We start from the raw sequence: 14,828 nt of genomic DNA on the forward strand, positions 1-14,828 counted from the left end.
AGCGGCCTCCCATAAGGTGACGCCGCCCCTCGGAAGAAGCATCCATGGACGACAGAGTCGCCCGCATCCGATCCAAACTGGCTGCTGCCTGTACGGAACCCGTTCCCCGCCCACGGACCTTCGCGCGTGCGCCCGGTGGTCGACGCCTCGGCACCCCTCTCAGCGAAGAACGAGTGGTCGCCTTCGAAACAAAACACGGCGTGCGTCTCCCCCATGGCTATCGCACGTTCCTGCGCGAGGTCGGCAACGGGGGCATCGGACCCGACTACGGACTACTCCCGCTGACCCGTTGGTCCGCTCACGACATCCCCACCGCCGGTCAGCAGCTCGGGCGGGTCTTCGCGCTGGAGCCGACGGACGCCGTCGCCGCCGATTGGGCTCAGCTCTGCGCCATGGGCAACAACTCGTACGCCGGTACCCACACCGTTGTCCATCGCGGCTGTCTGGAGATGACACTGCTGGTGATCTCGGGCCCCGCTCGAGGCCGGCTCCTCGACGCCGACCTCGGAGACCTCGCCGCACCTCCGGTCCTCCATCCCCAGCCAGACTTCCTGACCTGGTACGAGGATTGGCTCGACGCCTTGCCCGAGGGCGGGATCGTCCCCGACTTCCGCGACCAGATACACGGCAGTTCCGAGGACCTCGTCGACGTCCTGACCGCATCGGGGTCCCCCGGCGAACGACGAGCCGCCGCCTACACCCTGGGCGGGCGTCATCCCCTTACCGGCCGCGCCCGGAACGCGCTCGTCCAAGCCCTGGCCGACGACCCCGACCGGCGAGTGAGGATGGACGCGGCGCGGACCCTGGCCGAGCTCGACGGCGATGCCGCCGAGGTGCTGGCTTCGGCGCTCAGGGATCCGGACCACTGGGTTCGACTTCGGGCCTTGGTCTACCTGCTCCAGGTCAGCAACGACGAGACCGCCTACGGGTCGACGGCCCGCGAGCTTCTGCAGGACGAGAATCCGAACGTTCGGATGGCTGCGGCAGATCTTCTCGCCCGGGCTGGATGGACGTGCCGACGACGGCGAGCACCGTCTGGCGAGCATCCTGACGCAGACGGATCCTCACGAAACCGATCCGGTCGGCGGGGGCCGGCGAGGAACCAGAAAAATGCCCAGCCCCCGCGCGGGCACGTCTGGGAAGATGCAGTCCGACCTTCAGGGGGTGGAGTGCATGGGGCTCGACTACAGCTACGAGATCTTCACACCGGCCCAGAACGTCGCCGGCGCACTGATCGGGCTCGCCGAGCTGGCGCCGAGGACCCAGCGAGTGCCGCCCCTGACGGTCACCCTGCCTGGCGGGGACCAGATCGTCCTCCCGTTCACCTCCAACTTCAGGAGCGAACCGGTCGATTGCTCGACAAGCAGCAGGCTCGAACTCGACACCTCCATCATGTTCGGCGTCGACGACGTGGTGCGCGAGTTCTTCGACGTCCAGGAATCGGAACTCGACGAGGTCGGAAGGATCGCGATCGGATACGTCTACCTCACGGTCCGGTTCGCGCCCACGCTTCACCCTCGCTACGCGTCGCTGCAGTTCACCGCAGCCACATCCGGGATGAGCCGGATGTTCGAGCGGTCCGCAAGCGTCAGGGCCGTGTTCACCGGCCTCACCGCCACCAGCGGCGGAGCGTGCTGCGTGCTCGACACCGAGAGCGACACCTTCACCATATGCTGGCTGAACGGCGAGCCGATCCAGGACACGGTTCCCGGCCCCCGCTTCGCAAGCCACCGTGACCTTGTGGCAAGTTGGCCCGGTCAGGACCGGTGACGAGCTGAAGCAGGCGCACGAGCGGGCCGCAAGAGCCCGGTGTCGGCGCCCACACCGGCGAGGAGCCCGCTTGGCTCGGGCGCTTCGCCCGTCACCTGCGGGACGTGGAGGCCGCCGCTGCGGTGGACGAGCCGTCCCGGTGGCCGCCGTGCGACACGACCGGGATGGCGGAGCTCGGCCCGTCCGGCGGAGATCACCGACCAGCTGAGCGCTCTTGCGCGTGATCCCGAGGGGCGAACGATCATCGCGCATGACGGCGGCCGAACGGCGCTCGGTGCAGGTGCGGCGGCGAACTGCACGAGGCGGGCCGAGTGGACTGTCTGCATAGGAGATTGTGGATTCCACGCCAACGACAGGAGCGCAGCCGGCGGTGCATGGTTGTGGTCGCCGCGAAATGGCACACTGACGACGGTGCAAGTAGCTCTCTTCCAGAGCAGGTTGCCAGAGGACGCCGAACGGCACATCGAGTTCGTCCCGGCAGTTCTTGCCCAGCTGCACCCGCCCGACCCGATCTACCGAAGAGAGACATGACATACCGATTGGCCGGGGCACTCGTCCTGGCGGTCAGCCGGGCCGGATGGGCCGAGAACCGGCGACACCCTGGCGGTGTGCGACAGCTCGGGCGGGTACGGGCTCCGCGGGCATCTCTGCACCCCCGACTCCAGCAGCGACCCGGGTAGACGGCGCCGTCCTCGTCAAGGTCAACGACCAGAGCAACGAAGGCGACTGCGCCACGTGAGAATCGCAGTCGACTCCGCCTCAACTCCCGTCAAACAAGGATCCATAGGATGCGTAGAAAAGGCCTGCGAGCCGCTGTGGCCACCGCCTGCTTGGCGGTGGCCACTCTGTTGGCGCCGACGAGCACTGCTGCGGCAGCCCCCGGCGACAATCCCGGTGCCCTGACCCCGATAACCTCCTCCTCGGAGCTGGCGAAGCTCCGACTGGTCGAGCACCGCGTTCCGACTGCCTCTCTCGACAACCTGGCGAACGAGATGGGCACGTCCCGCGGGGTCGACCAAGTACTCGCCAGTGCCAACCACACGATGCGCAACGGGGCGAGCTGCTCCGCCACGGAGACCGCCGCGCTGCCGGTGAAGCCGACCGCTCAGGTCGCCTACTGCTGGGACACCGGTGACGCGGTGACCCAGGACTGGCTGCCGCAGTCCGTGACTTCTTCAGGAGACGCGGACAACGACGGCGTGTGGGGCAACAACAAGGTCATCCTGTCCGGTTGGGGGCAGAACGGCACCACCACCACCGACCACATGGGCCGTATCGCCTTCATCGACGCCAACAACCCCAGTGCCTTCAAATACCGCTGGGTACTGCCGGTCGTCCCGCTCAACGGCGGCACCGACTACCGCGCCCTCAAGTCCCACATGGGCGGCATGGTCTGGTACCAGGACAAGCTGATCGTCACGTCGTGGGAGAAGGACGACGACCAGAACGTGATGTACGTCTTCGACATGAAGCGCATCCTCCAGGCGACCGTCAACAGCTCGACAGTCGGCAAGGTGAGCGGCGGATGGTCGGCCGGAGGCTACCAGTACGTGATGCCCGCCGTCGGCTCGTACAGCCTCGCCGGCGGGAGCTGCACCTCCGCCGACGACGACTCCCTGCCGTGCTTCGGATCCATCTCGCTGGACCGCAGCAGCGTGCCGGACAGTCTGGTCGCCACCGAGTGGTTCTCCTCCGGCAGCTCGCAGCCCGCCCGTATCTGGCGGTACAACTTCGGTTCCGACCCCGGCTATCTCGCCACGGACAGCAGCAGCCGTGTGAACGCCACGCAGGCGTACGAGACGAAAGCGGTCGGACTCCAGGGAGTGCTGTCACACAGCGCCACCAGCGGCGGCACACCGAACTTCTACCTCGACGACGCGCGCGGTGGTGTCGGCCAGCACGGCATCCTGTGGCGGCAGAACGCCAGCGGAGCCAAGGCGGCCGCCAACTGCGGGCAGGACATCACGTATGCCTGCTGGGGCCAGCACACCGAGAGCATGTCCTACTGGTGGAGTACGGGTCAGGTATGGACACTCACCGAATGGGCGGCAGACAGCTCGGGACACTGGTCCGGCACCGATTCGGCGATTCCACAGCGCGTACTGTTCTCCGTGCCACTCTCTTCGATAGACGCATCCCTCAGCTGACAGTGAATGCACCCCGTGCACCCGGTGCACGGGTCACTTCCTCGACGCAGGTGTCGCCGAACGCCTGGTTCGACAGGGCGACGACTCGACCGTGTCGCCGCAGACGTTGATCGGTACCTCAGCGGGAACCTCAGCAGGTTCCCGCTGGGGTCTGCGCGCGGGCGTCGCGGTCCGGCCCGCGACAGGGCGGGCGTGTCGTTGCCGGCGGATCGGATCGGAGCACCCGGAGCAGCCTGTTCCATCTACAGTGCGGCCCATGTCATCGGAGGCCCGTTCATGCATCATGACGGGATGAACCATGGCGACCAGCGCTTCCACGTCATCGTGCTGTCGAACTTCGCGAAGGGATTCGACAAGTACGCGTACGCATACGGCAAGGCGGGGATTCCGGAGAGCACCTATCCCGACCGGTTCCATCTGCTGACCCGTGCGGAGTTGGGAATCGGCATAGGCAAGGCAGGACGTCTGCTGGACCGTCTGGCCATTCCGGGCGACCGGCTGCTGGTGCTGGAAACCGTGGTGGACCCTGGCAAGCTGGTGCCCAACGTGTCGACCGGCCTCGGCATGGAACTGCACGAGGCTCGCATCCGGTTGTCGGCAGTCCACGAGCTCGACCGAGCGGGCGACGAGTTCGCTCTGCGTCCGACGACCGTCGAGGACGCGATGGCGGCGTCCCTGCAGCTGCACGGATCGGCGCTGCGTCGCTACTCCGACACACGACCGCGCTCGGTGTCGATTCTGCCGGTCGCCTCCGCGTGCCAAGCCAGGTGCTCGTTCTGCTTCTCCTCGGCCTCGATCTCCAGCGACCAAGCACCGGCAAGGGTCCCGTGGGACACGGTCGCCCACTGGCTGGAGCGCGCCCGTACGGCGGGCGCCGAGCGCGCAGTGATCACCGGCGGCGGGGAACCCACGCTCATACCGTTCGACCAGCAGGTGCGACTGGTGTCCGCCTGCTCGGCGGCCTTCCCGAAGGTCGTCCTGATCACCAACGCGCACACCCTGGCGAAAGGCCCGCACACCGACCGGGCCGACCGGCTCGCAGCCCTGAACACCGCGGGTCTGAGCGTGCTGGCGGTCTCCCGGCACCATCACGACGACGCCGTCAACGAGCGGCTGATGATGCTGCGCACGCCGGTGAGCTCCGTGATCGACACCTGGCGTGTGGAACATGACCGCTGGCCGGGGCTGCGGATGAGGCTGATCTGCGTGCTCCAGCACGGCGGCGTCGCCGACGCGGCCGCGGTCGCCGACTACCTCTCGTGGGCCGCGGCTCTCGGTGTCGAGGAGGTCTGCTTCAAAGAGCTCTACGTATCCACCAGTACGGAGTCGCTCTACTTCGACCGCACCGCCAACGTCTGGAGCCGGGAGCACCAGGTTTCGCTGTCCATCGTCACCCGGTTCGCCGAGCAGCACGGCTTCGCAGCGGAGAGCCGTCTGCCCTGGGGCGCGCCGGTCTATCACGGCAGCTGGGACGGACGGCCGATGCGGATCGCCGCGTACACCGAGCCCAGCCTGCTCTGGGAACGCACCAACGGAATCGCCCGCAGCTGGAACGTCATGGCCGACGGACGCTGCTACGCCTCCCTGGAAGACCGGGCCAGCGAGATCGTGCCGGAAGGTGCAGCGGCATGAGGTTCGAGGAGTTCCAGGACTTCCGGCAGCGGCAACTCGGTGCTTCCTCGTCGCTTCTGGACGCCGCCGAGACCAACGTGTACCGGGCGCTCGCCCCGATGCGACCGGAACCGCCGACCGACATGAGTACGGTGCACCGGTGCGATCTCGCCCGTGCCTGGCTGCGGCGCTTCGAGCTGCCGGAGGAGTGGTCCGGCCGGGCCATGGTCTGTCGAGGGGTCCGGCACGGGCTCGGTGTGGTGTTCCGTCGGCTGCACGCCGTGCAGGCGCGGTTGTGGCTGCCCAGTGACGTGTATCCGGTCTACTTCGAGCTGGCCCGCGCTGCGGGACTGGAGCCGGCGTCCTACCCGACGCTGCCGGTTCCGGCCCTGCCGGCGCCGCCGGCGGACAACCGCCCCGAATACCTGCTGATCGCCAACCCCAGCAAGCCGCTCGGCCGATACCTGTCCGATGCCGAGTGCGCCGCGGTGATGTCGTGGCTGCGGGAGTCACCGCGGCGCCGCGTGCTGATCGACAGCGTCTACGACCTGGGAGTCCCGTTCGCTGCCGGCACACGGCGATTGCTGGACACGGGTGCTGCGGTCCTCCTGCATTCGGTCACCAAGGGGTGGCTGTGGCCACGCACGTTCGGCGTGGTTCTGCTCGGGCCGGCGCAAACCGAACTGGCCGCGGCGTTCCGGGCGGAGCCGCCGACGTCGGCCCAACTGAGGCTCGCCGACCGTCTGCTGACCGAGCACGGTGACGTGCCCCGGCAGGTCGTCGATGAACTGGCCGCACGGGCTGAGCGGCTGTTCGAGCGGCTGCCGGACGATGTGCTCGGGGCGATCCCCACGGCGAGCCGGTCTTGTCCGGGCAACTACTTCTTCCCGGTCGGCATTCCAGCGGAAACGCTCCGGCGCGAGCGCGGGGTGCTCGCGATGCCGGTCAGCGTGTTCGGGGAGAACAGCTGGTCCGGGTCCGTCCTGACCAGCCTCGCTGATGCTTTCGCCCCGACTCGGACGGGGGCACGTTGAATCGCTGAAAGACGCGGCCCTGCACGACGATGCGGACTCCGACGATCAGGAGTTCTGCGAGCCACGGCCGACTACGGTGCAGGGGTGAACGCTGCGCAGATCGAGGTCATGTCCCAGGTGCGGGTCAGTAGCGGACATCCGGTCGAGCGGTTGGCCTGTCATCCGCGGCTTCCCCTGGTGGCCGGCTGGGACTCGGAGCGCCCTGGGGTGCACGTCTGGGCGCACGAGGCGAGCCGGCTGCACGAAATCGCCTCCATCGGCGCCGAGTCGCGTGCCTACGGTGATGCCTTCGGCTCGGATCGCGAGCGACGAACACCCACTGCGGCATGGCATCCCGACCTGCCACTGCTCGTCGTGGCCGACGAGGACCACGTGGTGCAGTGGACTCCTGCCGGGCTCAGCGAACCGGACGGCATTCCCGGCGCCGCCCGCTATCACAGTCTGGCATTCAGCCCTGACGGTCGGACGTTGTGGGCATCGCCGTCCTCAAGCGCTGACGCGGACAGTGCATGGGAGAGCTCCGACGTACTCGACCTCGCGTCCGCAACCGTCAGCACCGGACCGCGCTGGGACACAGGGGTGGCAGAGCATCCCGCCGGGGGGCTGGTGGCCACGCTGGCCAGCGATCAAGGCGCGACGTTCGGACTCTTCGCTCGGGTCGATCAGGATGCCGAGAACGGGTCCGCCGCGATGCGAGTCCTTCGCCGGGCGTTGATCCTCGATGCCGACGGCTACGAGACGCCGATCTTCAGCACGGACGGACGTCATCTCGCGATCCGGGGCAACGCATACGGAAACTGCCTGCAGGTATTCGAGTTCCCCTCACTTCACAGCGTTCTGGCGACCACTCTCGGCGACCCAAGCCCCGGCTACCCATACCCGCAGGAGTGGCTCGACCAAATGCGGGCCTGGTCGCGGCACAACATCGCGTTCGCGTCCCATGCTGCTGTGCTCTGGGTCGGAACTCCGACCGGGTCTCTGATCGAAGTCAACCTCCCAACGCTGCAGGCGGTCGAGCACGATGTGCTCGCCGGCTCCCCGGTCACCGCGCTCGGCACCACTGCGACGGGCGAGCTCGTCGTCGCCGGCGGGACAGGCGACCTCGTACTCGTGTCCGCGCGTGTCGCCTGCGCAGAGCCCCTGGACACGGGTGCCGAGACGTCGACGGCAGCAGTTGCCGCTTTCTTGGCGGCCACCTCCGGCATCCCTGACGACGGCGACCTCGAGACGCACCTCGTCGTCACCGACGGAGCTCGTACCTGGGAGCCTGGCGATCTGAATGCGGTGACGACCGCAGCCGCAGCTGATCCCTCCTGGCTGCAGCTCGCAGCCGCCATCAACGACATGCACGTCCAGGACGAGGAACAACGCGCACCCGAATAGTCGGCGGACGCGGTCAGCGTCCTGGGAGCGGGAGTTTGAGGACTCCGCGGTCGTGTCCGACGATCAGCTCCGGTCCTGCGGTGGCCAGGCAGGTGACCGCCACGTCCAGGGCGATGTGTTGCAGCGCGCCGGTCTCCGGTTCCCAGACCCGCAGTCTGCGACCCTGACGGCTGCCCGCGACCAGGACGGCACGACCGCCGTGCAGGGTGGCGCCGGTGATGACCGGCAGACCGGCGGTCCCCGTCGAGAAGGGCAGGCTGTCGCCGATCGGGGCGCCGGTGGCGGGGTCCCACAGCATGACCACACCACCGTTGTCCCCGGTGGCCAGCACCGTTCGGCCGTATGCGGGCACAGCAGCGACAGATGCCACACGGTGGTCGGCATCGGCGAGCGCACGTGCGCTCAGCTGGACGGCCGCGCCCTCTTCCCAGGGGTCGTCGACGGCCGGATCCCACACATGAAGGCGGCCCGCGGTGTCCGAGGCCGCGATCAGTGTGTGGTCGGCGGAGATCGGGACGGCGGCGATGGACTGGATGGGACTGCCATAGGGGTTGAGGCGCCCGACGGACTCACCGGTGAGTGGGTCCCACAACCGGACCGCGCCTCGGGGGGTGGCGGTGACGAGCAGGGTCCGACCGTCAGGGACGGTCGCGGCACACATTCCGGTCACCCCGCCGAGCCAGTTGCCCGCCGGTTCACGGACCGACTGCCCCGTGACCGGATTCCACAGGGCGATGGTTCCGGTGTCGCCTCCGCTCGCCAGCAGGATGCGGCCGTCGGGCAGGAGCAGGGTCGTCATCGAGCGGATGCGGTCAGGGTGCCCGGGAAGGGGCGCATGGACGAGTCGACCGTCGGCCATGTCCCACAGGCACACCACGCCCTTGGCGCCGGAGCCGGCGCAGGCACCGGCCACAAGCGTCGGCCGGCCGGGGCGGGATACCACCGCCAGGGATTCCACACCCCCGGATGAGTCGGGCGCGGAATCCGAGAACACCGTGATGCGGCCCCAGGGTGTGCCCTGGCCCGCGAGCAGGGCGTCCCCCTCCTGCCGCAAGCGGGTCGCTGTCTCACCTGAGCGGCCGGCCGGCGGCTCCCCCGGGGCGGTCGACCCGTCGGCGTACGTCCCCACCTCCGTCGTAGGCTGCTGGGGGCGCGCACCGTCAGGGTTCTCCGCCAACCCGTCAGCGATCGACCACGTCCGTTCGCAGTCCCAGCAGCGGAAGTACCCGGTGAGCAACATCAGTTCGCGGGCCCACTCCTTCTCGGCCCGATGCGGGGCGCCCACGACCGCGACCACGCCGGCAACCAGGCACAGGACGGCCTGCCCCGGCGTTTCGGGGGGTACTCCCGCCGCCGCGACCCGACGTGCCACCCGCAGAAAGGGCTCCCACCCCTCCCCCAACGCCTCCTCCTGCAACGCGGCGGCGATCCCGCCCCACGGATGCTCCCCCTGGCGGACAGGAGCGGGAGCGGGCAGGGCCGGAGCCTCGAAAGGCGGACGCACCGGGTCCACGAAGAACTCGGGGAACTCGGTATCGCTCTCGCACCCGGGGCACACCAGCAGGAGGCCGTTCTCCCGTGGGGCGACAAGCTGCCACAACGCCTCGGCGGTGTGGTGACCGGCGAAGGCCGCACAGGACAGTGCCAGGTGGGCGAGGACCTGCGCGGTGACGCTCTCTGCGGACCCCGCGGCGAGGAGGCTTCGGACGGCCGCCCGCTCGGCCAGACGCAGTGCGGCGTCGAACCCCGCCTCGAGATCACCGGGGACGGGGTGCCTGTCCTCCGCGGTCACGATGAATCCCAAGTCGACCCAGAAATCCACGGACTGCGCCGGAGGCAGGGCGGCGGCCGCGTCGACGATGTACGGAAGGGCCGCATAGGCCCCGTCGAACACGGTTCCGTCATCTATCAGGCCGTCGGTCATGTACGTCCAGGTCTGCCGCCATGCGTCGCCGGTCCCGGTGGCAGCCGCGGACGTCATCTGCTCCGCGAGCGCTCCCACGTCGGCCGCCGTCACACCGCGGAGGTCACGCCAACGAGGGCTTTGCAGGGGCAGCTTCGGAACCATGGAGTGAGTCTCTCAGTCAGCGGTGACAGGCAAGGGGCATCGTCTCAGACAGGTCACCCCGCAGATCGAGCACGCATGCAAAGACCTGCCCTCGGCGCCCTTCCTGGTCACCGCCGGACTCGCGACAACCAACCTGCCCGGCCTGCTCTGCACCGACCCTCGTAGGCCGGGGCGGGAGGCGATGCCTGCACCCAGCAGGCCGCCGGTGGCCTCCGCCGTGAACAGCAGGCCACGTCCTCGGGAGGAGTCGCGTCGGGCCTTCAGCGGGTGATCGAGACCGCGAAGGGCGCGAATCCGCTGGACCGGATCACGTGTGGCACGAAGAGGATCGCGGCCTCGGTGGCCCTCGCGGTCTCGATGCCGCCGAGGTCCGTCATCCACTCCTGCCGCCAGCCGAGGTCGACGAGAAGCCCGCGTACGACCTGCTTGGCCTCCGGGTCCTTGCCGGAGAGGAAGGCGGTCGGCGTCTGGCCGAGCGCGGCGGGCGCGGTCATCACCGTGTAGAGCATCGTGTTGAGCGTCTTGACGACGCGCGTGCCGGGGAGGGCTTCTTGAAGGTGCTCCGCGAGGCTCGAGCCGGGGTAGAGCAGGCCGGCCGGCAATCCGTCCGGTCCGTCGACGGTGGCGTTGGAGACGTCTACGAGAATCTTGCCCTGCAGTTCCTCGCGCAGCGCGAGGAGTCGCTCCAGCGAGCCGGCGCCCGGGGTGGCGTTGATGACGATCTGCGCTGCCCGGGCGGCCTCGGCCGCAGAGCCCGGTGAGCGGTCCGCCACCGTCACCTCGTGCCCGGCCTGGGTGAGGGCCAGGGCGAGGCTGCCGCCGACGCGGCCGTTTCCGAGAACGGCGATCATGGTCATGTTGATGTGATCCTTCCGGTGCTTGTCGTTGTCGCAGGGGTCAGCGAGAGAGGGTGGTGACGGCTTCGGCGTGCACGCCGGGCGCGGCGGCCAGGAAGCTCTCGCTCTGCGGGGTCCAGGGGCGTCCGTCGGCGTCGGTTGTCCGCCCGCCGGCCTCGGCGACGAGCAGCGCCCCGGGAAGCAGGTCCGCGCGGGCTCCCGCGAACTGCCAGAAGGCGTCGATCCGGCCGGCGGCCACGTGCAGCAGGTGCAGGGTGGCGGGCACGGAGGTCCGCACCACGAGCGCGTCGAAGAGCATCGCGGTGATCGAGGAACCGATACGCCGTACGACCTTCTCGTCCTCGTCCGGCCTGGCCTGGCTCGTGGCAACGAGGCTCAGTCCGAGGTCCGTGGTCCGGGACACGTGCAGCGGGCGGCCGTCGAGGTGGGCTCCCCCTCCGGCGAGTGCGGTGTAGGTCTCACCGCTCAACGGCAGGTGCACTGCGGTGAGCACCGGCTGGTTGTCGCGCACGAGAGTGGCGGTCACCGCCCATTCCGGCAGGGCGTGCAGGTGGTTGACGTTGCCTTCGGCCGGATCCAGGACCCACCATTCGCCGGAAGGCAGGGCCCCGCCCGCGAGTTCGTCCTCCACGAAGCGGGCCTCCGGGCGCAGGAGTTCGAGGCGGGGGCGCAGGATCTCGAGGGCCAGGTCGTCGTTGGCGGCGAGCGCCCGCATCAGCTCTTCGCGGGTCCGGTAGCGGACCACGTCGCCGAATCGCTCCCGCAGCGCGGAACCCGCAGCGCGCACGGCGATCGCCGTCTGGGCGAGCAGGTCGGCGTCCGACGCGGTACCGGCGGTTGCAGCAATCCCGGTGGTCTGAGTCGAATCGGGCATGGCGGTGCTCCCATCTGAAAGGGCGTGGTGAGGCGGACCGGGCGAGACCCGTGTTCTTTCGCGTCCGCATCTCGAAGGTAGGAGAGCGCATCATTAACTACAAGTGCATGTAAAGCACGCCTAGGATGACTCTCATGCAATTGGACTTGAACCTGCTCGCCGCGCTCGATGCACTCCTGGAGGAAGGCAGCGTGGCCGGGGCCGCTGAGCGCCTGCACGTCACCGCCCCCGCGATGAGTCGAAGCCTCGGCCGGATCCGGCGCACGACGGGGGATCAGATCCTGGTGCGTACCGGGCGCACGATGACACCGACGCCTTACGCGATCGCCGTCCGGGAACAGGTGCACGAGCTGCTGCAGCAGGTCCGGGGCGTGCTGGCGCCGAGTCGCGACCTCGACCTCACGACGCTCGAGCGCACCTTCACACTCCGCTGGCACGATTCGCTCGTCGCCCTCGGCGGCCCGGCGCTTCTCACGGCCGTACGGGAGCACGCACCCGGCGTGCGTGTGCGCTTCATCGCGGAATCGAGCACTGACACCCCCGGGTTGCGGCGCGGCGAGGTCGACCTGGAGGCGAACGCGAACCGCCCGACCGCACCCGACATCCGCGCCGAACGGGTGGCGGAGACCCGGCACGTCATCGTCGTGCGGCGGGGACACCCGCTCACCCGAGTCAAGGCTGTCACCGCCGTGAGGTACGCCGCGGCCGAGCACATCACCGTCTCGCGGCGCGGGAGGCTCGGCAACGCCCTCGACGACGCTCTCGCGCGACTCGGCCTCACCCGACGTGTGGTGGCGTCCGCGCCGACCGAAGGGGCCGCGTTCGAGTTCGTGCGCGGCTCAGACCTGCTCGTCACAGCCCCCGAAGTGACGACGCGTTCAGCCGCCGCGGTTCTCGGGCTGACTCAGCTCCCACTGCCGCTGGAACTGCCGCCGGCTGCGGTGTACCTGTCATGGCATCAGCGCTATGACACCGACCCCGCACACGTCTGGCTACGCGATCTGGCGCGGAACGCGTTGACGGCCTCGACGTAACCCATGTGCTCGTTCGTGCAGCTCTTCCTGTCCTCCTGAAGGGCCGCGCCATTGCCCGCGCCCCTCGGACGCCGACGGCTGCGTCGGACGCCTCGGACGCCTCGGACGCATCGGAGGAACCTGCCACATGAGACAGCCGCTAAGCCTTGGCTGGGTCGCTCCCCGGCTCCTTCACGATGCGATCGCCGACCGCGATCGACTTCCACAGCCCACGGGCGAGGCGCACCTTCATGAACTGGCCGTCCTCACGCCTCAGTTCGATGAAGTGGTACATGTTCGCGCCATCGAGCATGCCCCGTGATTTCTCCTCGACAATGCCTTCCCAGGCGTCGTCCGATCCTGGTTTGCGGGATGTGAACATGCCGCAAGCCTACGGAGGTCGACTGACGTGGTGCAGTGTCATCAGGCACGAACACTTCAGTACATATGTCCTGCGACCGGGCTCGCATACGTCGAGAACCCCACTCCGTGCTCGCGGTCGAAGTCAGGTGCCGCTCGATACAGACAGCGCGACCGGATCCTCCCCTTCCTGCACTGCCTGACGAGCAGACACCCGACACCCGACACGGTCATGCGCGTTGCTGCGGCTCCTCCTGAAGGGCCGCCCGATGCTCCCGGCCCTCGGACGCGAGCGGCTCCGTCGGGCGACCCTCCAGCTCCCGCCGCCTCGCGGCCAGGGCCCTCGCGAGCATCTTCGCCCGGTAGGGATTCGCCGTACTGAGAGCCTTCGCCACCTCCACTGCCTCGTCCAACAGCGCCAACCGCCGCTCGGGCTCCTCCCCCACCAGCGGCGACGCGCTCGCCTCCACCAGGACGTACGCCAGCTTCGACCCGTACACCTCCGGCTCGACCTGCGTCAGGAGGCGGTAGATCCACAGTCCCTCGACACCGCGCACCACCCGCCGGTTGGCGCTGAGCAGCCTGACCCTCGCCAGCACCACCATGTTCTGATCCATTGTTCCCCCTTCGTCCCGCCACCCCCCGGCCGGCGCACGTCACACGGCGCGACAGCACGGCGATCGCCCCGACAGCCGAGTAGGGCTGCCGACACGTTGACCGGAGAGTGGATGACGACGAGTTTCGCGCGCGAAATCGGCCGCGGCAAGGTCGAACGGACGTGCGCTGGGTCCTACCGAAACCACCTCCGAACAGGCATGATGGACCTGACACTCTCTCAAGTCCCCTCTTCATGCCACTCACGTGGACACAGGCGTACGCCCGGGGCCTCCCGCCGGGGTGCGGACCCGATCGGCGATGTGCGCGTCTGCAGCTGCCGCTGAACCGCCGAGACAAGGGCGCGCCACCGCATCGACGGCCGGTGCTGCCCTGCGAACGGTCCGCCGATGAGTTTCCGGCGGTTGTGCGGTCTACCCGTCAACGAAGGGAGCGCACCATGCGCAAGATCATTGTTTGCACGTTCCTGACGCTGGACGGCGTCATGCAGGCGCCGGGTGGTCCGGACGAGGACGCCGAGAGCGGCTTCGAGTACGGCGGCTGGCAGAAGCCGGTGACCGACGACGAGGTCGGCGCGGCCGTCTCCGGTTGGTATGAACACTCCGACGCGATGCTGCTCGGCCGCAAGACGTACGAGATCTTCGCGTCGTACTGGCCGACCGCCGATCCCGACAACCCGTTCACGCACCGGATGAACAGCATGCACAAATACGTGGCGTCTCGGACCCTGACGTCCGTCGAGTGGCAGAACTCCACGCTGCTCCGGGGAGACACCGTCGACGCCGTACGCAAGCTGAAGGCGTCCGACGGCGGCAGCCTCAACGTCGTCGGCAGCGGCGACCTCGCCCAGACGCTCATGCGGCACGACCTCGTCGACGAGTACCGGCTGACCGTCCACCCGGTGATCATCGGCACCGGCAAGCGGCTGTTCGCCGACGGTGCGATCCCCAGTGCGCTGGAGCCGGTCAGCGTGACGACGACGAAGGGCGGCACCGTCGTCGGCGTCTACCGGCCGAACGGCAAGCCCAGCTACGACAGCTACCAGTAGCGCTCTGTCAGGTCATGCCCGCAACGTCAGGGGCGGCCGGAGCCGGAG

At 68.8% G+C, this 14,828-nt stretch carries 12 protein-coding genes and 1 pseudogene; 8 read left to right on the forward strand and 5 right to left on the reverse strand.

The window, feature by feature from the left end; genetic code table 11:
- Positions 1-44 precede the first annotated feature (44 nt).
- From OHS82_RS43405 to OHS82_RS03550, 6 genes and pseudogenes are all read left to right on the forward strand, one after another.
- A pseudogene (locus OHS82_RS43405) lies at positions 45-830 on the forward strand (HEAT repeat domain-containing protein); the annotation flags it as partial.
- A 280-nt stretch (positions 831-1,110) separates the two neighbouring features.
- On the forward strand, positions 1,111-1,770 hold the full coding sequence (locus OHS82_RS03530; protein WP_328433246.1) for a hypothetical protein: 660 nt from the start codon (positions 1,111-1,113) through the stop codon (positions 1,768-1,770).
- A 788-nt stretch (positions 1,771-2,558) separates the two neighbouring features.
- A complete protein-coding gene (locus tag OHS82_RS03535; protein ID WP_057581903.1) occupies positions 2,559-3,917 on the forward strand; it encodes a hypothetical protein in 1,359 nt (452 codons plus the stop codon).
- A gap of 291 nt (positions 3,918-4,208) precedes the next feature.
- Positions 4,209-5,549 (forward strand): radical SAM protein, encoded by a 1,341-nt coding sequence (locus OHS82_RS03540; protein ID WP_242433301.1) that lies wholly within the window; start codon positions 4,209-4,211, stop codon positions 5,547-5,549.
- Positions 5,546-6,562, forward strand: coding sequence for an aminotransferase class I/II-fold pyridoxal phosphate-dependent enzyme (locus OHS82_RS03545; protein ID WP_057581907.1), 1,017 nt, complete (start codon positions 5,546-5,548; stop codon positions 6,560-6,562). The genes OHS82_RS03540 and OHS82_RS03545 overlap by 4 nt, the downstream gene beginning before the upstream one ends.
- An 84-nt stretch (positions 6,563-6,646) precedes the next feature.
- The gene (locus tag OHS82_RS03550) at positions 6,647-7,945 is read left to right on the forward strand and encodes a hypothetical protein (RefSeq protein ID WP_328433247.1); all 1,299 of its coding nucleotides are present in this window, start codon (positions 6,647-6,649) and stop codon (positions 7,943-7,945) included.
- 13 nt (positions 7,946-7,958) lie between these two features.
- Here the strand turns inward: OHS82_RS03550 and OHS82_RS03555 are convergent, their stop codons facing one another.
- From OHS82_RS03555 to OHS82_RS03565, 3 genes are all read right to left on the reverse strand, one after another.
- The gene (locus OHS82_RS03555; protein WP_328433248.1) at positions 7,959-10,013 is read right to left on the reverse strand and encodes a WD40 repeat domain-containing protein; all 2,055 of its coding nucleotides are present in this window, start codon (positions 10,011-10,013) and stop codon (positions 7,959-7,961) included.
- Between the two features lie 260 nt (positions 10,014-10,273).
- Complete coding sequence (locus OHS82_RS03560; protein ID WP_057581908.1) at positions 10,274-10,870, reverse strand: NADPH-dependent F420 reductase; 597 nt, start codon at positions 10,868-10,870, stop codon at positions 10,274-10,276.
- Between the two features lie 40 nt (positions 10,871-10,910).
- Entirely contained in the window at positions 10,911-11,744 is an 834-nt protein-coding gene (locus tag OHS82_RS03565; RefSeq protein ID WP_057581910.1) for an inositol monophosphatase family protein, read from the reverse strand.
- 134 nt (positions 11,745-11,878) lie between these two features.
- On the opposite strand from OHS82_RS03565, the gene OHS82_RS03570 reads away from it, so the two are divergent.
- Positions 11,879-12,778, forward strand: a complete 900-nt coding sequence (locus tag OHS82_RS03570) for a LysR family transcriptional regulator (RefSeq protein WP_057581913.1) — start codon at positions 11,879-11,881, stop codon at positions 12,776-12,778.
- A gap of 139 nt (positions 12,779-12,917) precedes the next feature.
- On the opposite strand, the gene OHS82_RS03575 is transcribed toward OHS82_RS03570, so the two are convergent.
- On the reverse strand, positions 12,918-13,139 hold the full coding sequence (locus OHS82_RS03575; RefSeq protein WP_063894303.1) for a DUF7489 domain-containing protein: 222 nt from the start codon (positions 13,137-13,139) through the stop codon (positions 12,918-12,920).
- A gap of 208 nt (positions 13,140-13,347) precedes the next feature.
- Entirely contained in the window at positions 13,348-13,734 is a 387-nt protein-coding gene (locus tag OHS82_RS03580; protein WP_328433249.1) for a hypothetical protein, read from the reverse strand.
- Between the two features lie 437 nt (positions 13,735-14,171).
- On the opposite strand from OHS82_RS03580, the gene OHS82_RS03585 reads away from it, so the two are divergent.
- On the forward strand, positions 14,172-14,780 hold the full coding sequence (locus OHS82_RS03585) for a dihydrofolate reductase family protein (RefSeq protein ID WP_328433250.1): 609 nt from the start codon (positions 14,172-14,174) through the stop codon (positions 14,778-14,780).
- Positions 14,781-14,828: the final 48 nt, after the last annotated feature.

It is taken from the genome of Streptomyces sp. NBC_00425 (assembly GCF_036030735.1).
In the GTDB taxonomy this organism is placed as follows: domain Bacteria; phylum Actinomycetota; class Actinomycetes; order Streptomycetales; family Streptomycetaceae; genus Streptomyces.